The sequence below is a fragment of the Roseateles subflavus genome (assembly GCF_030285365.1).
Classification (GTDB): domain Bacteria; phylum Pseudomonadota; class Gammaproteobacteria; order Burkholderiales; family Burkholderiaceae_C; genus Roseateles_B; species Roseateles_B subflavus.
In genome coordinates this window covers 44651-68023 of record NZ_JASVDS010000009.1, presented here as the reverse complement: position 1 = coordinate 68023, position 23373 = coordinate 44651, and the positions used below count along the sequence as shown (strand labels likewise).

24 protein-coding genes are annotated in these 23373 nt (G+C 69.8%); 4 read left to right on the top strand and 20 right to left on the bottom strand.

Features of this window, described 5'->3' with window-relative positions; translation table 11 throughout:
* Window position 1 precedes the first annotated feature (1 nt).
* The 12 genes from QRD43_RS21670 to QRD43_RS21615 form a co-directional block, all read right to left on the bottom strand.
* Window positions 2–1039, bottom strand: a complete 1038-nt coding sequence (locus QRD43_RS21670; RefSeq protein WP_285984599.1) for a type IV pilus biogenesis protein PilM — start codon at window positions 1037–1039, stop codon at window positions 2–4.
* 45 nt (window positions 1040–1084) lie between these two features.
* Window positions 1085–4837, bottom strand: coding sequence for a LamG domain-containing protein (locus tag QRD43_RS21665; protein WP_285984598.1), 3753 nt, complete (start codon window positions 4835–4837; stop codon window positions 1085–1087).
* The gene (locus QRD43_RS21660) at window positions 4834–5304 is read right to left on the bottom strand and encodes an agglutinin biogenesis protein MshP (protein ID WP_285984597.1); all 471 of its coding nucleotides are present in this window, start codon (window positions 5302–5304) and stop codon (window positions 4834–4836) included. The genes QRD43_RS21665 and QRD43_RS21660 overlap by 4 nt, the downstream gene beginning before the upstream one ends.
* A complete protein-coding gene (locus tag QRD43_RS21655) occupies window positions 5301–6152 on the bottom strand; it encodes a type II secretion system protein (RefSeq protein WP_285984596.1) in 852 nt (283 codons plus the stop codon). The genes QRD43_RS21660 and QRD43_RS21655 overlap by 4 nt, the downstream gene beginning before the upstream one ends.
* Window positions 6133–6732, bottom strand: a complete 600-nt coding sequence (locus QRD43_RS21650; RefSeq protein ID WP_285984595.1) for a type II secretion system protein — start codon at window positions 6730–6732, stop codon at window positions 6133–6135. Before QRD43_RS21650 ends, QRD43_RS21655 begins: the two co-directional genes overlap by 20 nt.
* Before the next feature lie 38 nt (window positions 6733–6770).
* On the bottom strand, window positions 6771–7235 hold the full coding sequence (locus tag QRD43_RS21645) for a pilus assembly FimT family protein (RefSeq protein WP_285984594.1): 465 nt from the start codon (window positions 7233–7235) through the stop codon (window positions 6771–6773).
* Window positions 7232–7609, bottom strand: coding sequence for a type II secretion system protein (locus QRD43_RS21640; RefSeq protein ID WP_285984593.1), 378 nt, complete (start codon window positions 7607–7609; stop codon window positions 7232–7234). The genes QRD43_RS21645 and QRD43_RS21640 overlap by 4 nt, the downstream gene beginning before the upstream one ends.
* Before the next feature lie 188 nt (window positions 7610–7797).
* Window positions 7798–9033 (bottom strand): type II secretion system F family protein, encoded by a 1236-nt coding sequence (locus QRD43_RS21635; RefSeq protein WP_285984592.1) that lies wholly within the window; start codon window positions 9031–9033, stop codon window positions 7798–7800.
* A 2-nt stretch (window positions 9034–9035) separates the two neighbouring features.
* On the bottom strand, window positions 9036–10787 hold the full coding sequence (locus QRD43_RS21630; protein WP_285984637.1) for a GspE/PulE family protein: 1752 nt from the start codon (window positions 10785–10787) through the stop codon (window positions 9036–9038).
* A gap of 5 nt (window positions 10788–10792) precedes the next feature.
* Entirely contained in the window at window positions 10793–13321 is a 2529-nt protein-coding gene (locus QRD43_RS21625) for a GspE/PulE family protein (RefSeq protein ID WP_342399052.1), read from the bottom strand.
* A 166-nt stretch (window positions 13322–13487) separates the two neighbouring features.
* Window positions 13488–13715, bottom strand: coding sequence for an anti-sigma factor family protein (locus tag QRD43_RS21620; protein ID WP_285984591.1), 228 nt, complete (start codon window positions 13713–13715; stop codon window positions 13488–13490).
* Window positions 13712–14281 (bottom strand): sigma-70 family RNA polymerase sigma factor, encoded by a 570-nt coding sequence (locus QRD43_RS21615; protein WP_285984590.1) that lies wholly within the window; start codon window positions 14279–14281, stop codon window positions 13712–13714. The genes QRD43_RS21620 and QRD43_RS21615 overlap by 4 nt, the downstream gene beginning before the upstream one ends.
* A 156-nt stretch (window positions 14282–14437) precedes the next feature.
* On the opposite strand from QRD43_RS21615, the gene QRD43_RS21610 reads away from it, so the two are divergent.
* The 4 genes from QRD43_RS21610 (at window position 14438) to QRD43_RS21595 (ending at window position 17376) form a co-directional block, all read left to right on the top strand.
* On the top strand, window positions 14438–14713 hold the full coding sequence (locus QRD43_RS21610) for a BufA1 family periplasmic bufferin-type metallophore (protein ID WP_285984589.1): 276 nt from the start codon (window positions 14438–14440) through the stop codon (window positions 14711–14713).
* Between the two features lie 90 nt (window positions 14714–14803).
* Window positions 14804–15721, top strand: coding sequence for an MbnB/TglH/ChrH family RiPP precursor modification enzyme (locus QRD43_RS21605; protein ID WP_285984588.1), 918 nt, complete (start codon window positions 14804–14806; stop codon window positions 15719–15721).
* Window positions 15722–15884: 163 nt separating this feature from the next.
* Window positions 15885–16922, top strand: a complete 1038-nt coding sequence (locus QRD43_RS21600; RefSeq protein WP_285984587.1) for an HvfC/BufC family peptide modification chaperone — start codon at window positions 15885–15887, stop codon at window positions 16920–16922.
* Complete coding sequence (locus tag QRD43_RS21595; RefSeq protein ID WP_285984586.1) at window positions 16858–17376, top strand: DoxX family protein; 519 nt, start codon at window positions 16858–16860, stop codon at window positions 17374–17376. Before QRD43_RS21600 ends, QRD43_RS21595 begins: the two co-directional genes overlap by 65 nt.
* Here the strand turns inward: QRD43_RS21595 and tolA are convergent.
* The 8 genes from tolA to ribBA all read right to left on the bottom strand — a co-directional run bounded on the left by tolA (window position 17360) and on the right by ribBA (window position 23229).
* On the bottom strand, window positions 17360–18244 hold the full coding sequence (gene tolA / locus QRD43_RS21590) for a cell envelope integrity protein TolA (protein ID WP_285984585.1): 885 nt from the start codon (window positions 18242–18244) through the stop codon (window positions 17360–17362). The two genes, QRD43_RS21595 and tolA, sit on opposite strands and share 17 nt — an antisense overlap.
* A gap of 5 nt (window positions 18245–18249) precedes the next feature.
* Window positions 18250–18693, bottom strand: a complete 444-nt coding sequence (gene tolR, locus QRD43_RS21585; RefSeq protein WP_285984584.1) for a protein TolR — start codon at window positions 18691–18693, stop codon at window positions 18250–18252.
* A gap of 6 nt (window positions 18694–18699) precedes the next feature.
* Window positions 18700–19395 (bottom strand): protein TolQ, encoded by a 696-nt coding sequence (gene tolQ, locus QRD43_RS21580; protein ID WP_285984583.1) that lies wholly within the window; start codon window positions 19393–19395, stop codon window positions 18700–18702.
* Between the two features lie 61 nt (window positions 19396–19456).
* The gene (gene ybgC / locus QRD43_RS21575; protein ID WP_285984582.1) at window positions 19457–19885 is read right to left on the bottom strand and encodes a tol-pal system-associated acyl-CoA thioesterase; all 429 of its coding nucleotides are present in this window, start codon (window positions 19883–19885) and stop codon (window positions 19457–19459) included.
* Between the two features lie 5 nt (window positions 19886–19890).
* Window positions 19891–21087 carry a pyridoxal phosphate-dependent aminotransferase gene (locus QRD43_RS21570; protein WP_285984581.1) on the bottom strand — a complete coding sequence of 399 codons (1197 nt, stop codon included), beginning with the start codon at window positions 21085–21087 and terminating at the stop codon, window positions 19891–19893.
* 33 nt (window positions 21088–21120) lie between these two features.
* Entirely contained in the window at window positions 21121–21642 is a 522-nt protein-coding gene (gene nusB, locus QRD43_RS21565; RefSeq protein ID WP_285984580.1) for a transcription antitermination factor NusB, read from the bottom strand.
* Window positions 21643–21644: 2 nt separating this feature from the next.
* Window positions 21645–22109 carry a 6,7-dimethyl-8-ribityllumazine synthase gene (gene ribH / locus QRD43_RS21560; protein WP_285984579.1) on the bottom strand — a complete coding sequence of 155 codons (465 nt, stop codon included), beginning with the start codon at window positions 22107–22109 and terminating at the stop codon, window positions 21645–21647.
* Window positions 22110–22116: 7 nt separating this feature from the next.
* Window positions 22117–23229 carry a bifunctional 3,4-dihydroxy-2-butanone-4-phosphate synthase/GTP cyclohydrolase II gene (gene ribBA / locus QRD43_RS21555; RefSeq protein ID WP_285984578.1) on the bottom strand — a complete coding sequence of 371 codons (1113 nt, stop codon included), beginning with the start codon at window positions 23227–23229 and terminating at the stop codon, window positions 22117–22119.
* Between the last annotated feature and the right edge of the window lie 144 nt (window positions 23230–23373).

The window sequence follows — 23373 nt, the reverse complement described above, 5'->3', positions numbered from 1 at the left end:
TCTAGGGGCTGGCGGTGTCGTCACGCAGGGCGGCACCCAGCAGGGGCAGGCAGGCGGCCAGCAGGCGGGAATCAGTGCCGAGCGACGCGCCGCTGAACAGGGACGCCGGCATCAGCGCCGTCGTGCGCAGGCCCAGCTCCTTCTGCAGGAAGCGCGCCACGGCCTCGTCGTGATCGGCGCTGAGCACGTACAGGCGGGTGAGCGGCAGGCTGGGCCAGGAGCGCTCCCAGACATCGATGGAGCGCTGCAGCTCGAGCACCAGGCCGGACTCCTCCGTCTCCATGCCGGTGAAGCCGAGCTCGTCGCCCGGCATGTACTCGAAGCCCAGCGGCACTTCCTCGCGCTCGGCTGCCTTGGCGGTGCTCGTGGCCCTCTCGAAGAGGCGGTCGTCGGCGTCCAGGCGGCGTGTGTAGTAGAGCTCGTCGCCCGTGGAGATGGTCAGCAGGCACTGGTCCGGCATCACCAGCAGCGCGGCCGTGGCCTTGCCGGACAGATCGTCCTGGGCCGCGCGGGCCGTCTGGAGGTTGCGGACCGCGGTCTCCCACACGTCCACCACCTGCGTCATGCAGCCGGCCGTGGCCGCGGTGTGGCAGACCCGCTCGATGGCGGCATTGCGGGCGGCGAACACCAGCATCTCCTTCTGGCTGCGGGAGTCGTCCCCGGCCTGGAGGACGTCGAGGGTCAGCTGGTCCAGGCGCCCCTCGACGAGCTCCTTGATCTGCCAGCGCGCAGCGGCCTTGAGCTCGCTGGACGGGACGTTGGGGGCGGGGAGCTTGTAGACGGCATAGTCGTCCATCTCCAGCAGCGCGATCACCTGCTCGCCGCCGAGGCCGAGCCCCGCAAGCTGCTGGGCCCACTGGCTTTCGTCCTGGTCGGCGCGCTCGAGATGGCCCAGGCCCAGCAGTTCACGGGGCCAGGTCTTGCCCGCGCCGAGGCGTACCCAGCTGAACTGCGTCGGCGTGGCCCGGTAGGCGAGCACGCCGGACTGGCCGAGGGCCTTGCGCCAGGGGGCGCCGAGGAGTTGCAGCAGCCGCTTCATCGGCCGCTTCCCGCGCGGACGTGGGCGCACGATGTCCGGGTCAAGTCAGTTCTCCCGCTGATAGAGGGTGGTGCCGGCCCCGCCGTAGACGCCGAAGCTGGCGCGGGCGCTGGGGTCCTTGTCGGCGGCATTGCCGCACCAGGGCCAGCGCAGGTGGGTGAGGTTGGCGCCGCTGGCGGCGGCGGGCTGGGGTGTCCAGCTGAGGCAGCTGGCATCCGTAGCGGCGCTGCCGAGGGCCAGGGCGACGTCGTAGCTGCCGTTGTGGCCCGTCAGGGGCTTGGCCAGGGTGATCAGGGCCTGCCCCTGGTTGAGGGTGACGGGGCTGCTGAGTACCGTGGCGTCCGCGCTGGTCATGGTCTTGCGGTAGTTCCCGAAGCTGATCTGGTTGCTGCTGATGCTGGTGCAGCTGTCCAGGGTGTTGGTCTGGTAGACGCTGCCGTCCCAGTAGTACGCCTGCAGCGGCAGGCTCAGGCTGCGATTCTGGGAGCCTATTGCATTTTGCAGGCGCAGGCGACCGTAGCGCAGGGCGACTGTCGCGACCAAGCCTCGGTCGTTGCCATTGGCCGGCGAATCCGTGTCGAGGTTGGCAGTGCTGATGCCGCTGGCCTCGCCGTCGGAGGGCAGGATGCCGAAGCTGGCCGTGAACGGGCCATCCGGAGCGCTGGCGCCGCCCGGACCCGTGGCCCGGCCCGCATTGAGGACCAGCTTCACGGCCGTGGCCTGGCCGTTCGCCCAGGTGCCGGTGCTGCTCACGGCCGTCAAGCGCCCGCCGCCGGTCTTGAAGAGCGTGCTGCCCGCAATGCCGGCCGGCGCGAAGTTGGACGGCGTGCCGAGCGCGAGCTTGGCGTAGGTGCCGGTGTAGTTCTGCGTCCGCGCGCCGAGTGCGTTGCGGGCCTCGAGATCGAAGCTCAGCTCGAAGTTCTCGCCGAGGTAGGTGAAGGCGGACGCCGGCGCGCAGCTGGCGGTGCTGCGATGCTTCACGCTGCCGTTGGACAGGGCAAAGCTCGCCGGGATGAAGCGGCCGACGGTCGTGTTCTGCGCGCCGGCGCTGTTGAAGACCAGGGCGTCGACATTCAGGCCGCTCACGCCGAGGTAGTCCTTCAGCGCGCCGACGGTGGCGAGCTGGAAGCTGCCGACCTCGGTGTACTGCAGCGTGGCGGCCGTGCTGGCGCCCCCGGTGACGTTCACCGCGCCGTTGTTCAAGCTGCCGAGCACGCCGGCGGACGGGGTCTGGGAGCCCGCCAGCGGCGCGAGCGTGACCGTGGCGGCGAACTTGGGGGCAAGGCCGCCGGCGGTGGCGGTGCTCAGGTTGATGTTGGCATCCGGGACGCCGTCGTCCGCGCTGTCCGCACCGCTGCTCCAGCGGTAGCCGCCGACCGTCGCGCTGAAGTTCGCCCCCGCCGCGCCGAAGACGGCATCACCCGCGGCGCTGCCATTGGGGTTGGCCGTGCCGCCCATCACGATGCCGTTCACCACGATCGTGAAGGGGCGTACCGTGAGCACGCTGCTGCTCCCGCTGATGGCGTTGGAGGCATAGAGATTGGTCTCGTCCGCCACGTTCAGCGTGTATTGGCCCACGTCCGTCGTGCCCAGGTTGACGGAGGCCTTGCCCGCAGCGAAGGTCAGAGCGAGATTGCTCGCCCCGGGCTTGGTCGTGGTGATGCTCACGGGCGACGCGGGCGAGGGCAGCGCCACGGTCGGGTCCGTCCAGCTGCCGCTGCTGTCGGTCCGCCAGATCTTGAGGTTGCGGCTGCCGGTGTAGTCCGTGGCGACGCTGCACTGGCCGGTCGAGGCGTCCTTCTTCCACAGGGCGAGCTGCAGGTCGTGCGTGCGCCCCGCGACGGCGATCCAGTTGCCGCTGATCTTGTTGTTGAGGTCCTCCGTCCACACGAAGGCGTTGTCCCGGAACTGCACGGTGGCGGAGGTGGAGGCGACGAGCGTGCTGGTGTCGGTGACGGTGACGGTGAGGTCGCGCGCGGCCTGGTGGGCCAGCGTGAACTTGGCAACGCCGAGGTCCCCGGCCACGAAGGTGTAGGTGGCCTGGCCGTCGTTGGCGCCCGCGGTCAGGGTGCCCCCGGGCGTCGGGCTGCTGCCCTTGGCCCAGGTGCCGAGGTTGCTGGAGGTCCGGAGCGTGACGGTGCCGGTGTAGCCCGTGAGGGTGTTGCCGCTGGCATCGCGCGCGGTGACGGTGATCGTCTGCGGGCTGCAGGTGGAGGCCGGGCCCGTGCCGCTGATGAGGAAGCTCCCGACGGCTGGCGCGCAGGTGGCGCTGCGGGTCGTGCCGTCCCAGTTCTTGCCGTTGCGCTGGTTGTTGTAGATGTTGCTGACGTCCGTGCTGCTGAGGGCCGAGTTGAACACCATGAACTCGTCGATCGGCGCACGGAAGGCCTGCACGTTGACGTTGTCGCAGGACGTGCCGATGTAGCGCATGCCGAGGGACGCGCTGGTGCTGTTGATGCGCAGGGGCACGGAATCGCGGAACGTGCCGTCCAGGTAGATCTGCGTCGTGCTGCCGCTCGCCACGAGGGCCACGTGGTGCCAGCCGCTCGCGAGGTTGACGGACTGGGTGCCGCTGACGATGCCGCCCGGCTGGCTGTAGACGCCCCAGCGGTACGAGTTCAGGTCATCGCTGAACATGAGGTCGCCGATGCAGCTGCTGCCGGAGACATCCAGCGAACCGAGGACGTGGTAGCGGTTGCTGGCGTCCGTGGTGAAGGGCGTCCGGTACCAGCTGGAGATGGTGTAGGCGCCCGGCAGCGGCACCTTGCTGTTGGTGAGCAGGTAGGCGTTCAGGGCCGTGGTGCTGAGGTAGCGGCCGACCACGCCGCCCGCCGCCGTGTTCGGCTTGGCCCCGCTCGACGTGGCGTGGTAGCTGCCGCGGCTGTCCTTGGCCTCGCCGGCGGTGCCGTTGTAGCTGCACTCGTCGAAGTGGTAGTCGGCGACCAGGCCGACGGCATTCGGGTCGCAGGTGCTGCTGTTGCCGATGGCGGCCTGGTCCGCCGCGCTGAGGGTGATGCTGGAGCCGGTGGTCAGGCTGACGCTGCCCGTCACGGCGATCATGCCGGTGATGGTTGCGAAATTGCTGATGTTGACGTTGTTGTTCGACGTCCCGTAGATCACGCCGCGGAAGTTGGCGCTGTTGGAGAAGCTGACGCTGGCATTGTTGGCCAGCGTGACCATCAGATTGGCCGTGGGGCCGGCCGTGTTGACGCTCACGAAGTTGCCGCCACTGAGGACACTGCCGATGTAGAGCCGCACGGCGCCGCTGGTGTTCACCGTGACGTTGTCCAGCATCTGGAACACGCTGACGAAGTAGGTGCCGCTGCCCAGCGTGATGGTCGAGCCGGCGTTCAGGACCACGTTGTTGATGTAGTAGGTTCCGCCGCTGAAGCTCTGGGTGCCCGAGAGGGTGACCTTGTTGTAGGTGCCGGCTGCCACCGGGCCGCTGTTGACGTTGGTGCTGGCGCTGAAGCTGGGAAAGGCCGAAGGCTGCGGCGAGGGGAAGGTCGTCGCGTTGCTGTTGCGCACCCCCGTGGTCGGCAGGTTGGGGCCGCTGCCGCTCGTGAGGTTGCCGTTGACGATGAAATCCGTGGCCAGGTTGAGGTTGCCGCCGCTGCCGGCGGTGATCGCATTCGTGGTGGGCAGCGGGCCGCATTGCGCGCGGGCCGGTCCGGCGGTGAGCAGCGCCCACAGGGCGACCCAGGGCAGCGCGGCAGCCAGGCAGGCCCGCAGGATACGGACGACGGGCGTCCACCGGGACCAGGCGGGCCAGGAAGCCAGGGGCAGGCAAGGGCTCATCGGCTCACCCTCCGGCTGAGGCTGCGTTCAACATAGGTGGCAGCAGGCGTCGCGCCGGCCGGGCAGACGCCGCCTGCCGGCTGGTTGCAGGCCACGGCGGTGATGTCGTAGAAGACCAGCGTCGTCGCGCCGTCGCTGACCGTGCCCGTCCCGGGCGTGCGGACGCAGGAGACCGTGACCGTGAAGTCGGCGAGCGCCGGGTCCGTAGACGACGCGAAGCTGAGATTGGTCTGGGAGAAGCAGGCGGGGGCCGCGGCGGGCGGTGCGGGATTGCGCAGGGCCTGGAAGCTGCCGAACTCCAGCCCGGCATAGGCGGCCTGGTAGGCCCGCGAGGCGGCGAGCTCGGCGGCCGAGCCCATGTGCTGGCGCTGCGTGAACAGGGCCATGGCGGCGCCGAGCGCGGCCAGCACGACCAGGATGAAGAGCAGCGAGGCCATGGTGAAGCCGGATTGGCGGTGGCGCGTCATGGCAGGTTGTCCACGTGCACGGCCCGGAAGAGGCGGACGGTTTCGGTGCCCAGCATGGTGTCCGCCTGCAGCGAGAGGCGCAGGTTCACGGTGCCGGCCCGGAAGGCGACGACGAGCCCCTCGTAGGTGAAGCTGCAGTCGGTCACACCCTTGGCGAGCAGGGCGCTGCTGCCCGCCGCGGGCGGATCCGGCTGGGCGGCCACGAAGCCGTAGCCGCTGTAGCGTGTCAGGGTGCGGGCCGTCAGATCACAGCGGTAGGTGACTGGCGTGCCGACGGCATAGACGCGGAAGGGCGGTGCCATGAGGCTCACGGGCAGGCCGGGGTTGCTGACCAGCGTGATGGCGTTGGCAGGGCCGGCGGCGTTGCTGGCGATGCGTCGGTTGCTGGTGTTGCTGACGGCGGCGTAGGCGTTGGCGTCGGGGATCAGCGGCCCGAGGTTGTACCAGACGAGGTTCTGGTTGGCGCTCATCGTGAGGCCCGCGCCGACGAGATTGAAGCTGGTGGCCGCGGTACCGAAAGCCAGGGCACCTGGGCCCTCGGTCTGGTAGCGCGCGGCACCCGTCGTGGGAATGAGCTCCATCGTCGTGCTGCTGGCAGTGGAGACGATGCGCACGCTGTTGGGCAGGGCATCCGCGAGGTCACGGGCCATGCGCCGCAGGGCGAGGTCGGCCCGGGCCGCCAGATCGGCGCGGGCGGCACTGTCCAGGTAGGCGCGCACGGCGGGCCCGATGAACACGGAGACGCCCGCAATGATCCCGCCCATCACCACGATGACGATGACGGCCTCGATCAGCGTGAAGCCACGCTGGCGGGGAGAGGAGCGGCGGTCAGGCGGCATTCGGGGCATGGCGAGTGCGGTAGCCCTGCAGCGTGACGGAGGTGCTGCCGGGGCCGGTGACGGTCACGGTGATGCGCAGGGCGTCTCCGGCGGCCACGCCGCCCAGCCCCGCGGGCGCGACCGTGACGCTCACGTTGTAGTCGGCCAGGCCCGTCACGGCAGTGCCGGTGATGTCGGCAATGCCGTTCATGCTGAAGCCGTGGTAGTCGTTCACGTTGTCGAACTGGGGCACGCCGCTGCGGGTCTCACCGGCTTCCGGGCCCATGGCGCTTTCGGCCTGCGTGGCGCAGTTCAACGTGCCTGCCCCCACGGCGGCATTCGTGGCCGTGGCCACGTTGGCATCGTCCGGGTCGCAGAAGGTGAAGGGCTGCAGCTGCACTTCCTGCAGCAGGGATTCGGCGATGGCCAGTGCCTGACGCTGGACCTGCGGATCAGCGCTCGACTTCGTGGCCAGCGCGAAGACCTGCAGCACGGCGGCCAGCGCGAGGCCGACCACCATGATGAACATCAGCAGCTCGATCAGGGTCAGCCCGGCAGCCGACCGGTGCGAACGTGGGGGGAGTCGCGGGCGCGCGTGCATGGCGGGCATGGCGGGCATGCTAGTGCATGCGGGCCGGTGCTGGCGCCTCAAGGAAGCGCGTGAAAGAGGCCCGTTTCGTTTTCAAGGCGGTAGCCCTTGCTGTAGCTGCCATGGCTGACGGTGAGGTCCTGGGCCCCGCCGGCGCTGTTGCTGCTCAGACCGTCGCTGCTGGCGAAGAAGGTCGCGGTGACGGGGCTGGCAAGACTGAGACAGGGGCTGTTGCGTGCCGGGCAGTTCACCGTGGCGATGACGGTGCCGCCACTGTAGGCAAAGCTCGCGCCGGTGCTCGAGAACGTGGCCACGATGGCGCGGCGCTGGTTCATCGCCCGGCGCTGCATGTCCTGGCAGGCCGAGCGGAGGTCGTCCCCGAAAGCCCGCAGGCGCCAGCTGTCGAGGTCGGCGAACTTGGGCACTGCCACCACCGCCAGTGCTGCGACGAGCACCAGGGTGATGATCAGTTCGATCAGCGTGAAGCCCGCCTGACGGATCGGGCGGACTCCCGCCGGGATCACAGGATGCCGGTGGCGGTGAAGGCGGCGCTGGCCGGGCCGGGGCCGGTCACCACGCAGCCCGCGTTGGTCGCGTCGGCGGCGATGGGGGCGGAGGTGATGGTGTAGCCGGACGGCAGCGCGCCTGCCTGCAGCAGGGGGCCCACGCTCGTGCAGTTCGTGACGGCGGAACCGTTCGACGAATTGAGCTTGCGCTGGGCATAGTTGATGGCCGAGGCCGAGCTCAGCGCGCCCGCCACGCCCTGGACGGCGGCGGCCTTGGCGTCACTGCCGAAATCGACGAACTTCGGCAGGGCGATGGCGGCGAGGGCGCCCAGGATCACGATGACCATCACGAGTTCGATGAGGGTGAAACCCGCTTGATTGTTCTTGCGCATGCGAATAGCTCCGTTGTTCAGGCTGTGCCTGCATCCGGCGTGACGGCCCACGCCTCCACTCCAAGACCGGATGTAGGACTACGGTAGCGGCAATCATGCCGCAGGGTGAAGGACTTCTTTCACGAACGGAGCTAAGCTGTTGCGCCAGCATCGCAATTCCTGGCGCCAGATCAAGCTCCGCTTCGATATCAGTGGCGGCCCATGGCGGCCTGGCCCAGGTTCCAGAGGGGCATGAACACGCCCAGCGCGAGCACGAAGACCATCACGCCGATGACGAACAGCAGCAGCGGCTCGATGGCGGCGGACAGGCCCTTGATGGCGTAGTCGGTCTCGCGCTCGTACATCTCGGCGATTTCCAGCAGCAGCTGGTCGAGCTCGCCGGTCTCCTCGCCCACCGCGACCATCTGCAGCACGATGGGCGTGAAGACGCCCGCGGCGGTGGCGCAGCGCGAGATGCTCTCGCCGCGCTCGACGCCCTCGCGCATCTGCTCCACGCGGCTCGCGATGAAGGCGTTCTCGACCGTCCGGGACACCACGAGCATGGCCTGGCTGATGGGAACGCCGCTCTTGGTGGCCAGCGCGAAGCTGCGGGCGAAGCGCGCCAGCGTCGCCTTGAGCACGATGGGGCCGGCGATGGGCAGGCGCAGCTTGAGCCGATCCCAGCGATAGCGGCCGTCCGGCGTGGCCAGCCAGGCCCGCACCGCCAGCAGCAGGCCCACGGCGCCGGCCAGCAGCAGCGGCCACCAGCGCACCATCCAGGCCGAGAAGCCCAGCAGCAGCCGCGTCATGAGGGGCAGCTCGGCCTTGAAGCCGGCGAAGACGTTGGCGAAGGTGGGCAGCACGAAGATGTTGAGGACGACGATGGCGATGGCGATCGCCGCCAGCACCATGACCGGGTAGCGCAGGGCCTGCTTGATGCGCGCCCGGGTGTCCAGCTCGAACTCCAGGTGCTGGGCCAGACGCAGCAGCACCTCGGGCATGCGGCCCGTCATCTCGCCGACCTGCATCATGGCGATGTAGAAGGGGCTGAAGATGTCGGGGTGGCGCGCCATGGCGGCGGACAGTTCGCGGCCCTGGTCCAGGCTGGCACGCAGGTCCTGCAGCAGCGCGATGAGGCTGGCCTGTGAGGTCGAGGCCTCGAGGCCGGCCAGCGAGCGCAGGATGGGCACGCCGGCCTTCTGGAGGGTGTAGAGCTGCCGGGTCAGGATGAGGCAGTCGTCAGTGCTCACCGGCGCCCGGCGAAGCTGGTCCCACCACGATGGCGAGGTGTCCGCGAGGCTCTTCTGCGGACTCGCCTCGATGGTCACGGGGATCACCCCGCCGGCCATCAGCTGCGCGGCGACGGCATCGCTGCTGTCGGCATCCGTGCTGCCGCGGACCCGCTCGCCCCGGCCGTTGCGGCCTTCCCAGGTGAAGCTCTTCATCGTCAGTCGCCCTGGTCGACGCCGATGCGCATGGCTTCGGCCAGCGTGGTCTTGCCCGCCTTGACGAGGGCCAGGCTGCGGTCGGCGAGCGTCTGGCCGCGCAGGGATTCCCGCGCCGCCGCCATGAAGCCGCCGGCGTCCCCGCGCTGCACGGCGAGGGACATGTCGGCGTTCATCTCGAGCATCTCGTAGATGCCCCGGCGCCCCTGGTAGCCGGTGCCGTTGCAGTGGGAGCAGCCGGGGCCGCGCACACTCTGCACGGCATCTGCCTCGGGCCCGGCCACGGCCTCCAGCCAGGCACGCTCCTGCGCATTGGGGTGGTGGGGTTCGGCACATTGCGGGCAGACGGCCCGCAACAGCCGCTGGGCGAAGACAGCCTGCAGCGAGCTGGCCACCATGAAGGGCGGGGCGCCCATGTCGAGCAGGCGGAAGGGCGTGCTGAGGCTGTCGCGGGTGTGCAGCGTGGAGAGCACCATGTGCCCGGTGATGGCCGCGCGCAGGCCGATCTCCACCGTCTGGGCGTCCCGCATTTCCCCGACGAGGATGACGTCCGGATCCTGGCGCAAGGTGGCGCGCAGCACGCGGGCGAAGTCCAGCTCGATCTTGTCGTTGACCTGCACCTGCGTCAGGCCCGGGAGGCGGTACTCCACCGGGTCCTCCACGGTGATGATCTTGCTCTTCTCGGCATCGAGCTCGGCCAGGGCCGCATAGAGCGTGGTCGTCTTGCCGGAGCCCGTGGGGCCCGTCACCAGCACCATGCCGGCCTGCTGCGTGAGGATCTCGCGGAAGCGGGCGAGCATGTCCGCGGGCATGTCGAGCTGGTGCAGGCGCCGCACGGCGGTGCCCTGGCCCAGCAGCCGCATCACCACCGATTCGCCGTACTGGCCGGGCAGGGTGGAGAGGCGCACGTCGATGGTCTTGTCGCGCAGGCGCAGCGTGAAGCGGCCGTCCTGGGGCAGGCGCTTCTCGGAGATGTCGAGCGCGGCCATCAGCTTCAGGCGCTGGGCGAGGGCCGGGGCGATGCGCTTGTCAGCCTGGGTCTGGACCTGGAGCTGGCCGTCGATGCGGGTGCGGATCAGCAGCTCGCTTTCCTGGGGCTCGATGTGGACATCGGAGGCGCCCGCCTGGCTGGCGTCCTCGAACACCGACTGCAGCAGGCGCACCACGGGCGCGCCTTCCTGGCCGACGCTCGCCTGCAGCGCGCCAAAGTCCACGGCGTCGCCGATGTCGCGCTCCAGCGCCTTGGCGAGGCCGGAGATCTCCTCGCTGCGCCGGTAGTGGCGGTCGAAGGCCGCCGGCAGCTGGCTCTCGGCCACCACGGCCATCGCGATGCGGCGCTTCAGCAGGCGGGACAGCTCGTCGTAGGCGAACAGGTCCAGCGGATCCGCCATCGCGACGAGCAGGGTGTCGTTGCGCTCTTCCAGCACGAGCGCGCGGAAACGACGGGCCGGCGTCTCAGGCAGCTGGCGGACCAGCTCCGTCTTGAGCGGGAAGGTCTTGAGGTTGACGAAGGGGATGCGCAGTTGCCGGGCCAGCACGTGCGCGAGCGCCTCCTCGGTGATCAGGCCGGCGTCGATGAGCAGGCGGCCGAGCTTCTTGCCGCTGCTGCGCTGCAGTTCGAGGGCCTGTTCCAGCTGCTGCTGGGTGATCAGTTCCTGCTGGACGAGCACATCGCCAAGCCGCAGCTTCTGCGGCCGGCCGCTGTTGCGTTCGGCGTCGGGGTTGGAGGCGGTGGCGGTGCTGTTGCTGTCCATCGGGTTCATGCGTTGCTGGTGGCGCGGACCTCGCCCAGGGTGGTGATGCCTTGCAGAACCTTGACGATGCCGTCCTGGCGCAGGGTGCGCATGCCTTCCTGGAGCGCCTGGTGCTGGATCTGCTCGGCGCGCGCGCCGGTCTGGATCAGGCGACGGACCTCGCGCGAGACGCTCAGCAGCTCGTGCAGCCCGGCCCGGCCCTTGAAACCGGTGTTGTCGCACTGGGGGCAGCCTGCGCTGTGATAGTGCATCAGCTGGCCCTGGCTGCCATGGAGCTGGCGCCATTCCGTGAGCAGCCCGTCACGGCCCGGCCGGATGTCTTGCGGGAAGGCGTGCAGAAAGTCCTCCACCAGCTCCTCGAGGTCGGCCGCCGGCAGGGGCGAGCTCTTGAGGCAGTGCGGGCACAGCCGCCGCACCAGCCGCTGGGCGAGCACGGCCAGCAGGGAGTCGGCAAAGTTGAAGGGGTCCATGCCCATGTCGAGCAGGCGGGTGACGGTCTCGGGGGCGCTGTTGGTGTGCAGCGTGGAGAGCACCAGGTGGCCCGTGAGCGAGGCCTCGACGGCGATCTGCGCCGTTTCCTCGTCGCGGATCTCGCCCACCATGATCACGTCCGGGTCGGCGCGCAGGAAGGCGCGCAGCGCCTTGGCGAAGGTCCAGTCGATCTTGGGATTCACCTGCACCTGGCGCAGTCCGGCCTGGGTGATCTCGACCGGGTCCTCCGCCGTCCAGATCTTGCGCTCGGGCGTGTTGATGTGGGAGAGCACCGAGTGCAGCGTCGTCGTCTTGCCCGAGCCCGTGGGGCCCACGCACAGCACCATGCCGTAAGGGCGCTCAATGGCGCTCGTCAGGCGGCGCATGTTGTCGGGCGTGAGGCCGAGCTTCTCCATCGGCAGCGGCCGGGCCGAGGACAGCAGCCGCATCACGACGTCTTCCAGGCCGTTGTTCGTCGGGATGGTCGCTACGCGCAGCTCCAGGCGGTGCTGCGGCGAGAAGCGGGCAAAGTTGATCTTGCCGTCCTGCGGCTTGCGGCGCTCCGAGATGTCGAGGTCACACATGATCTTGATGCGGGCGATCATGGCGTTGCGGTAGGTGTGCGGCAGCTCGAGGTAGGGCTGCATCTGCCCGTCGCGCCGGAAGCGGATCTTGAGCTTCTCGCGCCCAGGATGGGTTTCGATGTGGATGTCGGAAACGCCCTGCTGGCTGGCCTCGATGATCATCGTGTTGATCAGGCGCACCAGCGAGTTGTCCGACTGCTCGATCTGCGGCTCGTCGTCCCGGCCGCCGCGCTCGCTGACCTCGCGCTCGAGGCTCTCGATCAGCTTGTCGGTGTTGTCGAACTCGAAATCGGGCTGCAGGCTCGTCTGGGGCAGGTCGCGCGGCGTGATGGCGTCATTGCCGAAGCGGTCGTAGGTGCCGGGCAGCGCCAGCTGCAGGCTGCCGACCTTGGTCAGGGCCGGCGCCACCTTGAGCTGGGTGACGAACTCGATCTCGTCGAGCGCGTCGCGCCGCGTGGGGTCCTCCATCGCGACGATCAGCCGCCCGTCCCGCAGGACCAGCGGCAGCACTTCCAGGCGGCGGGCCACGGAATACGGCAGCTTGCGCACGGCGTCCGGCTCGACGGGGAAACGATCCACGTCCACGAGCGGGTAGCCCATCTTGCGGGCGAGGGCGGACTGCAGCTGCTGGCGCGTCACGATGCCCTTGCGCACCAGCAGCTCGCCCAGCGGGATCGAGCGGTCGCTGCGCTGCTGGGCGAGGGCGTCCTCGAGCTGGTCGTAGCTGATCAGCTCCATGGCCAGCAGGGCCTCGCCGATGCGCACCATGGGCATGCGGGCCTGCTGCTCGATGGCCAGCAGGAGCTGCTCCGGCGTCACGATCTGCCGTGCAAGCAGGATGTCGCCCACCCGCTGGCTGCGCAGCTTCTGCTGCTCCTCGGCCGCGGCCTCGATGTCTTCGGTGCGGACGAGCTGCTCCTTGACCAGCACGTCGCCCAGGCGTTCGCCGATCTCGAAGCCGGCCATGCTCTCGGTGGGCAGGAAGACGCAGCGCACCGCGTCGTCGAACTCGCTGACCGGCACGAAGAGGAAGAGCCCCATGGCGTCCTCGTGGTGGCCGATGGTCATGCCCTTGAGCTCGCCGCCGCCCGCGAAGCGCACCCGGAATTCCACCCGCGGGCGCTCGTCCAGGGCCAGCGCCGAGGCAGGGGCGTCCTGGCGCGGTGTTGCAGGGATCACCTGCTGCAGCTTCAGAGCGCGGAACTGGGTGAACTTCAGCGCGACCGGGCTGCGCGCCGGCGGCACCAGCAGCTGGGCGGCACGCTCGCGGGCCAGCATGCGCAGCAGCTGCCCCTGCGTGCGGCTGTTGTTCAGGCCCAGCACCTCGCAGGGCTGGGGGGCCTCGCTGGGGACGATCGGTGCGTAGGCGGCGAAGGGCGGGGAGGGCCAGGTGAAGACGGTGCCGGAGCCGCCACCGGGACCCGCGCCCGATCCTTGACCCGGTTCGGGCCAGTCAATCGTCGCGGAAAGGTCGTTCATCAAGGCGCTCCAGAGGCGGGGTGGTCGTGCACACCGGCGGCGGCTGCCCCAAGCGGCGGGCCACGGCTGCATGCTAATCGCTAGGGCGGGGAGGGCATAGCCGGAACTGGCGGCCGATGGGGCGGCTGTTGTGTCGCCGCCGCCGCGCAGACGGGGCAGGCTGGCATCAGCCGAGCCCTTCGTCCTCGCTGTAGCGGCGCCAGCGCGCGCTGGCCTGCTTCATCAGCGACAGTTGTTGGCGAAAGCGCGGACAGGCAGCGCACAGGGGCATGTGGATCGCCACCAGCAGGCGCTCCCGCGTGCTGGGCGGGCGCTCCTGGGCCAGCAGGAGCATCTCGGTGACCTGGCGGCAACTGGGCAGCAGGCGGATCAGCAGGGGGCGGAGGAGTTTCATGCAGCAGCTCCCGGGCCGGTGCCCGCAAACCAGTTCAGCTCAAGACATTCGCGCAGCCTCAGCCGCGCCCGGTGAAGCATCACCCACAGATTGGTCGGGCTGATGGCCAGCGCCTTACAGATTTCCTCGGTATCGAGTTCCAGCCATTCGCGCATCATGAACAGCCGGCCCTGCTGGCCCGGCAGCTTGTCCACGCAGGCCTCGAGTACGCGCATGAAGTCCAGCTGGCGCAGGGCCTGCTCGGGGTCGTCTCCCCAGTCCGTCGGGGCTTCGCGCCAGTGACCGGTGCTGTCGAAGAGCTGGTCGTCGAGGTCGACGTCGTCGTCCCGGGTGGTGGACAGCTCCTTGCTGTTGCGCCGGATCTGGTCCACCAGCTTGTGCTTGAGGACGCCGACGAGCCAGGTCTTGAGTTGGGAGCGCCCGGCGAAGCCATCGGGACGCTCGAGGGCGGCCAGGAGCGTCTCGGACACGGCGTCCTCGGCCCAGGCGTCGTTGCGCAGCTGGAGCCGGGCGTATTTCAGGAGCTGGGGGCGCAGGCTTTCCAGCTCGGCGGGGGCGATGCTCATGAGGCGGGCGCGAAATGGTTTGCCGCGCAGTGTAAGGACTGGCGGCAGCCCCGCGACACAACGGCTCCTGCGATCAGAGGACCCGCCGGCCCGGCCAGCGCCCGAGGCGTCGCAAGAACCTTTACAGTCCCCCCACGTTCAACAAGGAGCCCTCTCATGTCGACTCACAAGACCCTCAGCACCGCTCTGGCCGCCGCGCTCGCCCTGGGCCTCGTCCAGCAGGCCCAGGCCGCCGACAGCGCCAAGGAAAAGTGCTACGGCATTGCCAAGGCCGGCCAGAACGACTGCGCCAACCTCAACGGCACCCACAGCTGCGCAGGCCAGGCCACCACCAACAACGCCCCCGAGGAATGGCGCTATGTGCCGAAGGGCTCGTGCAAGGCCGACGGTGGCATGACCACCGAGGAAGCCCGCGCCAAGCTGAAGAAGTAAGCCGTGCGCCTGCGGGGTGCGCTGCCGGAAGTGGCGTTGGATGAAGCCCCAGATGGGCCACCGACGATGGCGCTGGATATGGCGCCGGATATGGCGCTAGACAGGGCGCCGGGACCGCCGCTGCTGTGCGGCATCGGCTGGCGCCACGGCCATGAGGCGGCCTTGCTGGAGGAGCGGCCCCGCCTGCCCTTCATCGAGGTGCATTCGGAGAACTACTTCCAGCCTGGTGGTGCCGCCCGCCAGGCCCTGCTTCATGCCCGCGAGCACTACCCGGTCAGCCTGCATGGTGTCGGCCTGTCCCTGGGCTCGGCCTGCGGGCTGGACTCGCGGCATCTGGCGCAGCTGGCGCAGCTGGCCGCCCAGGTGCAGCCGGTGCGTGTCTCGGACCACGCCAGCTTCGCCCGCGTTCCGCTCGACGGCACCGTCGTGCATGGCGCGGACCTCCTGCCCGTGGCCTTCGGCGCCGCTTCGCTGGCCCTGATGGTGGCCAACGTCCAGCAGGCCCAGGACGCCCTGCGCCAGCCCTTGCTGGTCGAGAACCTCAGCGCCTACCTGGCCTGGCATCTCGATCCGGCCGAGGAGCCTCTGGCTGAAACCGAGTTCCTCGACGCCCTGTGCCAGCGAAGCGGCTGCGGCCTGCTGCTGGACCTGAACAACCTCCTCGTGAATGCCCTGAACCGGCATGCCGGTGACGCCGCCCGGGCCCTGGCCGACGCCATGAGCTGGGTGGACGCCCTGCACACGGTGCCCGGCGAGATTCACCTGGCCGGGCACAGTGCACAGCAGGGGCTGACCGTCGATGACCACGGCGACCCGGTGTCCGAGGCCGTCTGGGCGCTCTATGTCCATGCGCTCGGTCGCTTCGGCGCGGTGCCGACGCTCATCGAGTGGGACACCCGGCTGCCGCCATTTCCCGTGCTGCTGGCCGAGGCGCGCAAGGCCGACCGCCTGGCGCATGCGGTGATCGGGATTCCGCTCTCTCAGGGTGTCCGGCATGGCGGCGTCTGAAAGGCAGCGTCAGGAGGCCCTGCTGTTGGCACTGCTTGGCCGTGAGCCGGGACGATGCTCGGGAGGCGCCTCGGGGAGCGCCTCGGGAAGCGCGTCGGGAAGGGGGCCGGACGACGCCCCCATCGATCCGCTGGGCGCTGGGTCGGGCGCCGGAGCGGACGCCGTGTCAGGCGATGTGCGGAGCGTCGCGCCCGCGCAGGGCGCCGGTGGCCGTCACGAGGCCTCGCACACCGCGATCCTGCACCGGCTTGGCCTGCGAGGCGTGCTGGCGGCGGCCGTGCCCTCCGGGGGCGATCTGGGCCCGGTAGATCTGCCCCCGGCAGGCGCGCCAGGGCCTGCCCTGGCAGCCGGCCTGGAGGCCTACCGAGGCAACGCCATCGCCTTGTCGGCGCGCGCCTTGGCGGGCGCCTTTCCGCATCTTGAGTCGCTGCTGGGGCCGCAGTTCGCCAGCCTGGCCTGGGCCTTCTGGCGCCAGTGCCCGCCTGCGGGGGGCGACCTCGGCACCTGGGGGGCGACGTTGCCGGCCTTCCTGCGCGAGACGGCTGATGAGGGGCTGGCCGGCGTTGCTGCCTTCGAATGGGCGATTCACGAGGCCGAGCGGGCGGCAGGTGCCGTGCTCGACACCGACTCCCTGAACCGCCTCCATGGCGATCCTTCCACGCTGGGCCTCGCGTTCCGTCCGGGGCTCGTGCTGCTGGAGCTCCCCGGCGAAACGCTCGAGGCGCTGGAGGGGCACCGTGCATGGCGCACGCCACCCGTGGTCACCGTGCATGCGCCGTCTGGCGCGCAGGCTGGAAGCGCGCAGCCGCTGCCCGGTGCGTCGTCCACGGCGCCGTCAGCGCTGGAGGAGGGGGCGGTGCAGGGCCGTGCAGCGTTCACCGTCCTCGTCTGGCGTAAGGATTGGCGAGGCCAGGCGACTCAGTTGAAGGCGGCTCCGGCTGCCTTCATGCGCAGCGCGCTGGCCGGCCATTCCCTGGAAGCGGCCCTGGCGGCATCGACGGGTCTTCCTGACGGGGACGCCCCGGTGTCGGCCGAGGTGGCCTGGGACTTCACCGTCTTCCTGCAACAGGCGCTGCAAGAGCAATGGCTGACAGCCGTCCTGCCCCTTGACGCGGCGGGCGGTGCGAAGGAAACCCATGACGTCCACCTCGATGAATCTTCTGCGCCGCCTGGGCGCCACGGCCTGTCACGCCGGGACTGAGGCCGCCACGCCCCATGAACCCTGGCCGGCGCCCCTGTTCCGCTGGGGGCAGTCGCTGGCGCTGCTCGCGGCGCGCGTCTATGTGGCGCGGGTGTTCTTTCTCTCCGGGCTGACCAAGCTGCGGGACTGGGACACCACGCTGGCCTTGTTCCAGGAGGAGTACCAGGTGCCGCTGTTGCCGCCGGTCCTCGCGGCGTATGCCGGCACGGCGGGCGAACTGCTGCTGCCGCCGCTGCTGCTGCTGGGGCTGGCCACCCGCTTCGCTGCCGCGGGCTTGTCCGTGGTGAACGTCATGGCCGTGCTGAGCCTGGCCGAGATTGCGCCGGCTGCGCTGGCCGGGCACGAATGGTGGGGCAGCCTGCTGGTGGCGGTGCTGCTGTGGGGCGCAGGCCGGATCTCGCTGGACCAGGCACTGCAGCCCCGCTGGCAGGTGTGTCTCAGTCGTTCGGCTTGAAGCTGATCACGAGCACCGGCGGCACGCGGCCGTCGGTGTCCCGGGGCAGGCGGTCCGTGCGCTCGATGGCGCGCAGCACCGCGCGGTCCCAGTCGGCATCGCCGCTGGGCTTGGTCAGGCGGCTGCTGATGATCTTGCCGTCCGGGGCGCAGCGCACCTCGACCTCGGCCTGCGGATTGGCCGCACCACTGACGGTGTAGATGATGTTCGGGCGGATGGCCGCCTTGATGCGCCCGCCATAGGTGGCCGATGGGCCCGAGCTCTGCTGGGCCGTGCCCGTGCTGCCGGGGGAACCGGTAGCGCCCGCCATGCCCATCATGCGTTCCAGGTTCTGCTTGCGCAGCGCATCGAGCTTGGCCTGCGCCTCCTTGGCGGCCTTCTCCTGCTTCTGCTTCTCGAGCTTGTCCTGCTTGGCCTGGTCTTCCTTCTTCTGGCGTTCCAGGTCCTTGAGCTTCTCGCGCTCCTTTTCCTTCTCGAGCTCCTTCTGGCGATCGAGCTCCTTCTTGCGCTGCTGCTCGAGCTCGGCCTGGCGGCGCTCGTCTTCCTTGCGCTTCTTCTCCTTGGCGATGGCGATGTCCGCCTCGCGCTGGTCCGGCTGCGCCTCGGGCACCGGCGGCGGCGTCTTGGCCTTGGGCTGCTCGGGCTCGGGCTGGGGCTCCGGCTCCTGCAGGCGCGGTGCCGCGGCCTGGGGCACGAGGGACCACAGCTCGGCCTCGAAGGCGGGCTCCGTCTGGGTGTGCCACTGCACGCCCAGGCTCAGGCCCAGCACCAGCAGGGCGTGCGCCAGCAGGGCCAGGCCGAAGCCACGGCCCAGGGCGGGCGCCGGCGGCGGGCGCAGGCGATCGGCGCTCAGGGTGCTCGCGCTCATGATGCTCAGCGGCTGGCTTCAGCGGACGCGCCGCTCTTCACGGCCAGGCCCACGCGCTGGATGCCCGCACTCTGCAGGCTGTCCATGACCTTGACCACGGCCTCGTACTTCACGTTGCGGTCCGCCGAGATCACGACGGGCGTGCTGGCGTCGCCGGCCTGCGCGCGCTTGACCTGCATCGGCAGGTCCTTGAGTGTGGTGGGCTCGGGTTCCGACTTGTCGAGCTTGAACTTGAGCTTCTCGTCCGGGCCCACCACGACGTGGATGACGTGGTCCGGTTGCTGGCGGCTCTTGCCCACGCTGGGCAGGTCGACGAGGCCCGTCGTGATCAACGGGGCGCTGACCATGAAGATGATCAGGAGCACCAGCATCACGTCGATGAAGGGCACCATGTTGATCTCGTTGATGGTGCGGCGGCGTCCGCGGCCGCGGGAGGCGAGGGCAGCCATGGTGGATCAGCGGGTGGTGGGGGCGGCGGCCGGGGTGCCGGCGTTGCGCTGCAGGATGTTGGAGAACTCCTCGATGAAGGTCTCCAGCGTGATGGCCGAGCGGTCGATCTGGCGCGCGAAGCGGTTGTAGGCCAGCACAGCGGGGATCGCCGCGAAGAGACCGATGGCCGTGGCCACCAGGGCCTCGGCAATGCCCGGGGCCACGGTCGCCAGCGTCACCTGCTGCAGGTTCGAGAGGCCCACGAAGGCGTGCATGATCCCCCAGATGGTGCCGAACAGGCCCACATAGGGCGAGACGGAGCCCACCGAGGCCAGGAAGGACAGGTGCGACTCCATGGCGTCGAGCTCGCGCTGGAAGCTGGCCCGCATGGCGCGGCGGGCGCCGTCCAGCAGGGCGCTGGGTTCGGACACGCGGCGCTCGCGCAGCTTGAGGAACTCGCGCATGCCGGACGCGAAGATGCGCTCCAGCGGCGCGCCGTCGCTCTTGCTGGAGACGCTGTTGAAGAGGTCGTTGAGGTTCTTGCCGGACCAGAATTCCTGCTCGAAGGCCTCGTTGCTGGACTTCACGCGCCCCAGCGAGATGAACTTGGAGAAGATCACGCTCCAGCTGGCCAGGGAGACGGTCAGCAGGGCACCGATCACCAGCTTGACCACGAAGCTGGCGTTGGCGATGAGGGTGAAGATGGAAAGGTCTTGGTTCATCTCGGGTCGTTCTGGCGCGGCAGGCACACGTGAATGATGCGGGAAGGACGCGGTGATGGCCTCAGGCCGCCGGTCGGGAAAGGGGGGCGAGCCGCTGGAGCAGCGCCTCGGGCATGCGGGCCGGCCGGAAGCTGGCGGCGTCCACGGAGCCTATGCGGATTTCGCCGTCGGCGAGTAACTGTCCGTCACGCCAGGCCTGCTGGAACAAGGTCATGCTGGCCCGGCCCTGCTCGCGCAGCTCGACCGTGACGGTGATCCAGTCGTCCAGCCGGGCCGGGGCGAGGTAGTTCACGGCGGTGCGGCTGACCACGAACATGCGGCCCTGCGCCTGGCGCATGTGCTCCTGGCTGAAGCCCAGTTCGCGCAGCCACTCGGTGCGGGCTCGTTCGAAGAACTTCAGGTAGTTGGCATAGAACACGACGCCACCGGCGTCGGTGTCTTCCCAGTAGACCCGCAGGCCCAGGCTGAACGGTGCGTCCCGAGGCGTCATGGTGGTCAGGCGCGGCGCAGCGCAGGCAGCAGCGTGGCCAGGCGGCGCACGGCTTCGTCCAGGTCCTCGTCGCTGCTGGCAAAGGACAGGCGCAGGAACCGCGACGCCAGGGCGGGGCCGAAGTCACGCCCGGGTGTGAGGGCGATCTGGGCGCGCTGCATCAGCTCGAAGCTGAAGTCCCAGGCATTGTCGGTGAAGGCCGAAACATCCAGCCAGATGTAGAACGCGCCATCCGGCACGACGGGCACGCCGAAGCCCAGCGCCTGCAGGGCCGGCACGAGGCGGTCGCGGCGGGCCCGGAGCACGGCGCGGCGGCGCTCGTACTCGGCCAGCGAGGCCGCCTTGAAGCAGGCCAGTGCCGCATGCTGTGCGATGCTGGACGGACAGATGAAGAGGTTCTGCGCGAGCTTCTCGACAGGGCCCACCAGCGCGGGCGGCAGCACCAGCCAGCCCAGGCGCCAGCCGGTCATGCCGAAGTACTTCGAGAAGCTGTTGATCGAGATGACGTCATCGCCCAGCGCGAGCGCACTGTGCCCGAAGGTGGCATCGAAGGACAGCCCGAGGTAGATCTCGTCGATCAGCGTGAGCCCGCCTCGCTGCCGCACCGCCGCGACGATGCGGGCCAGCTCGCCCGGCTCGATGGAGGTCCCCGTGGGGTTGCTGGGCGAGGCCAGGAGCACGGCGCGCGTGTGCGCTGTCCAGGCCGCCTCGACCTGGGCGCAGCTGGGCTGGAAGCGCTGCTCGGCGGTCGCCGGGAGCAGCACCGCCTCGGCATCGGCCGCGGCCACGAAATGCCGGTTGCAGGGATAGCTCGGGTCGGGCATGAGCACCTGGTCGCCGCGCTCGAACAGCGCCAGGCAGGCCAGCTGCAGCGCGGCCGACGCACCCGCCGTGATCACGATGCGGGCCGCGGGGACGTCCAGTCCGAAATGGCTGCCGTACCAGCGGCTGATGGCCTCGCGAAGCGCCGGCAGACCCGCTGACGCCGTGTACTGCGTGCGCCCCTCGGCGATGCAGCGCGCGGCGGCCTCGGCCACGGCGGGGCTGGCGCCGAAGTCCGGCTCGCCGATGTTCAGGTAAATCATGCGTCGCCCGCCCCGGGCAGGATCGCACAGCGCCGTGCGGGCCAGCTCATCGGCCGCCTTGGCGCATTCCATGACGTAGAAGGGATCGATCCGATCCAGTCGTTGGGCCAGCTTCATCCGGGTGGGGGCAGAGGGGGAGCGGGCCGCGACTCAGCGGGCCGGCTTGCGCTGGGCCTGCACTTCGAGCGGACGGAGGTCCTCGGCCGCGCGGTCCAGCACGCCGTTGACGTACTTGTGGCCGTCGGTGCCGCCGAAGGACTTGGCCAGTTCCACGGCTTCGTTGATCGCCACCTTGTAGGGGATGTCGACGCAGTGCTTGAGCTCGTAGGCCCCGATCATGAGGATGCCGTGCTCGATGGGCGACAGCTCGGTCGTCTTGCGGTCCACGTGGCGGGCCAGCACGGCATCGAGGTCGGAGGCCTCATGCACGCCGCCGTTGAACAAGGCGTCGAAATGGGCCTTGTCGCACTTCTCGAAACCCTGCTGCTCGCGCATGTGAGTCTCGATGGCGGCGGGCTCGTCACCCGTCACGAGCCATTGGTACAGCGCCTGCAGCGCGAACTCACGCGAGCGGCGGCGGGCCGACTTCGCGCCGGCGCGCTTGACGCCCGGCTTGGCCGCGGGCTTGCCGGCGGTCTTGGGAGCAGTGGGGGTGTTGGTCTTGTCGTTCATGCTCACTGCAGGGCTTTCAAAAGATGGGCCATCTCGACGGCGACGCGGGCGGCGTCGGCGCCCTTCTCGGCGGCACGGGCCCAGGCCTGGGCTTCGTCCTCGACCGTGAGGATGGCATTGGCGACGGGCAGGTTGGCGTCCAGCGACACGCGGGTGACCCCGGCGCCGCTTTCGTTGGCCACCAGCTCGAAGTGGTAGGTTTCACCGCGGATGATGCAGCCCAGCGCGATCAGGGCGTCGTAGCGCTCGCTGTCGGCCATGGTCTGCAGGGCGACCGGCACCTCCAGGGCGCCCGGCACGGTGACGTGGCGGATCTGATGGCTCGGCACGCCCATGGCGGCCAGGGCGTCCAGGCAATGCTGGGCGAGGGTGTTGGTCAGGGTCTCGTTGAAGCGGGCCTGCACGATACCGATGCGCAGGTCCTGGCCGTCCAGCGCGGCCTGCTGTCCCTTGTCTGCTCCTTGCATGGGGCGCTTACTCCTTGTTGGCGCGCTCGTCGGCGCTCAGGAAACCGGTGACTTCCAGGCCGTAGCCGGTCATGCTCGGCATGCGGCGCGGGCTGCCCAGCAGCTTCATCCTGTGGACGCCGAGCTCGCGCAGGATCTGCGCGCCGACGCCGTAGGTGCGCAGGTCCATGGCCATGGCGCGAGGGGCGGGCGCGGTGCCGGCCGTCTCGAAGCGACCCAGCAGCGATTCGGCGGCCTCGCCGCAGTTCAGCAGCACGGCAACGCCGGCGGGCGACTGCTGCAGCGCAGATAGCGCGGCCGGCAGCGGCCAGGAGTGAGCGCTCGGACCGGCGTCCAGCAGGTCCAGCGCGGAGAAGGGCTCGTGCACGCGCACCAGCACTTCGTCCGTGGGCTGCCACTGGCCCCGGCTCAGAGCCAGGTGCACGGCGCCGGTGCGGTCCTTGAAGACGCTGCACTCGAAGGCGCCCTGGGCCGTCTGCATGGGCCGGCGGCCCACGAGCTGCACCAGGGATTCATGGCGGCTGCGGTGCTCGATGAGGTCGGCAATGGTGCCGATCTTGATGCCGTGCTCCGCCGCGAAGACTTCCAGGTCCGGCAGGCGGGCCATGGTGCCGTCGTCCTTCATGATCTCGCAGATCACGGAGGCGGGCGTCAGGCCGGCCATGCGGGCCAGGTCGCAGCCGGCCTCGGTATGGCCGGCGCGCATCAGCACGCCGCCGTCCTGGGCCTGCAGGGGGAAGATGTGGCCGGGCTGGACGAGGTCGCGGGCTTCGGCATTGCGGGCCACCGCGGCCTGGACGGTGCGGGCGCGGTCCGCCGCGGAGATGCCGGTCGTGACGCCCGTGGCAGCCTCGATGGACACGGTGAAGGCGGTGCCATGCTGCGTGCCGTTGCGGGTGGCCATCGGCGGCAGCTGCAGGCGCTCGCAGCGCTCGCGCGTGAGCGTCAGGCAGATCAGGCCTCGGCCGAACTTGGCCATGAAATTGATGGCCTCCGGCGTGACGTGGTCCGCCGCCAGCACGAGGTCACCCTCGTTTTCGCGGTCTTCTTCATCGACCAGGATGACCATGCGGCCGGCAGCAAGCTCGGCGACCAGCTCGGGGACAGGAGAGATAGGCATAGGCGCGGATTGTAGAGGGGCGGGACCACCATCCGGTGTTTCCCGGGGGCACAGTAGAGCAGAGTTCACTGGAGCGGTGCCTCCAGACGCGCCAAGACCGGGTGTCGGCAGGGGCAGATCGGTCCGCCTCCGAGCGCCATCCGC

Excerpts from the sequence above, each read along its gene's own strand:
- QRD43_RS21670 (WP_285984599.1), bottom strand. The coding sequence starts at position 1,039 with ATGAAGCGGCTGCTGCAACTCCTCGGCGCCCCCTGGCGCAAGGCCCTC.
- QRD43_RS21665 (WP_285984598.1), bottom strand. The coding sequence starts at position 4,837 with ATGAGCCCTTGCCTGCCCCTGGCTTCCTGGCCCGCCTGGTCCCGGTGG.
- QRD43_RS21660 (WP_285984597.1), bottom strand. The coding sequence starts at position 5,304 with ATGACGCGCCACCGCCAATCCGGCTTCACCATGGCCTCGCTGCTCTTC.
- QRD43_RS21655 (WP_285984596.1), bottom strand. The coding sequence starts at position 6,152 with ATGCCCCGAATGCCGCCTGACCGCCGCTCCTCTCCCCGCCAGCGTGGC.
- QRD43_RS21650 (WP_285984595.1), bottom strand. The coding sequence starts at position 6,732 with ATGCCCGCCATGCACGCGCGCCCGCGACTCCCCCCACGTTCGCACCGG.
- QRD43_RS21640 (WP_285984593.1), bottom strand. The coding sequence starts at position 7,609 with ATGCGCAAGAACAATCAAGCGGGTTTCACCCTCATCGAACTCGTGATG.
- QRD43_RS21635 (WP_285984592.1), bottom strand. The coding sequence starts at position 9,033 with ATGAAGAGCTTCACCTGGGAAGGCCGCAACGGCCGGGGCGAGCGGGTC.
- QRD43_RS21630 (WP_285984637.1), bottom strand. The coding sequence starts at position 10,787 with ATGGACAGCAACAGCACCGCCACCGCCTCCAACCCCGACGCCGAACGC.
- QRD43_RS21625 (WP_342399052.1), bottom strand. The coding sequence starts at position 13,321 with ATGAACGACCTTTCCGCGACGATTGACTGGCCCGAACCGGGTCAAGGA.
- QRD43_RS21620 (WP_285984591.1), bottom strand. The coding sequence starts at position 13,715 with ATGAAACTCCTCCGCCCCCTGCTGATCCGCCTGCTGCCCAGTTGCCGC.
- QRD43_RS21615 (WP_285984590.1), bottom strand. The coding sequence starts at position 14,281 with ATGAGCATCGCCCCCGCCGAGCTGGAAAGCCTGCGCCCCCAGCTCCTG.
- QRD43_RS21610 (WP_285984589.1), top strand. The coding sequence starts at position 14,438 with ATGTCGACTCACAAGACCCTCAGCACCGCTCTGGCCGCCGCGCTCGCC.
- QRD43_RS21605 (WP_285984588.1), top strand. The coding sequence starts at position 14,804 with ATGGCGCTAGACAGGGCGCCGGGACCGCCGCTGCTGTGCGGCATCGGC.
- QRD43_RS21595 (WP_285984586.1), top strand. The coding sequence starts at position 16,858 with ATGACGTCCACCTCGATGAATCTTCTGCGCCGCCTGGGCGCCACGGCC.
- tolA (WP_285984585.1), bottom strand. The coding sequence starts at position 18,244 with ATGAGCGCGAGCACCCTGAGCGCCGATCGCCTGCGCCCGCCGCCGGCG.
- tolR (WP_285984584.1), bottom strand. The coding sequence starts at position 18,693 with ATGGCTGCCCTCGCCTCCCGCGGCCGCGGACGCCGCCGCACCATCAAC.
- tolQ (WP_285984583.1), bottom strand. The coding sequence starts at position 19,395 with ATGAACCAAGACCTTTCCATCTTCACCCTCATCGCCAACGCCAGCTTC.
- ybgC (WP_285984582.1), bottom strand. The coding sequence starts at position 19,885 with ATGACGCCTCGGGACGCACCGTTCAGCCTGGGCCTGCGGGTCTACTGG.
- QRD43_RS21570 (WP_285984581.1), bottom strand. The coding sequence starts at position 21,087 with ATGAAGCTGGCCCAACGACTGGATCGGATCGATCCCTTCTACGTCATG.
- nusB (WP_285984580.1), bottom strand. The coding sequence starts at position 21,642 with ATGAACGACAAGACCAACACCCCCACTGCTCCCAAGACCGCCGGCAAG.
- ribH (WP_285984579.1), bottom strand. The coding sequence starts at position 22,109 with ATGCAAGGAGCAGACAAGGGACAGCAGGCCGCGCTGGACGGCCAGGAC.
- ribBA (WP_285984578.1), bottom strand. The coding sequence starts at position 23,229 with ATGCCTATCTCTCCTGTCCCCGAGCTGGTCGCCGAGCTTGCTGCCGGC.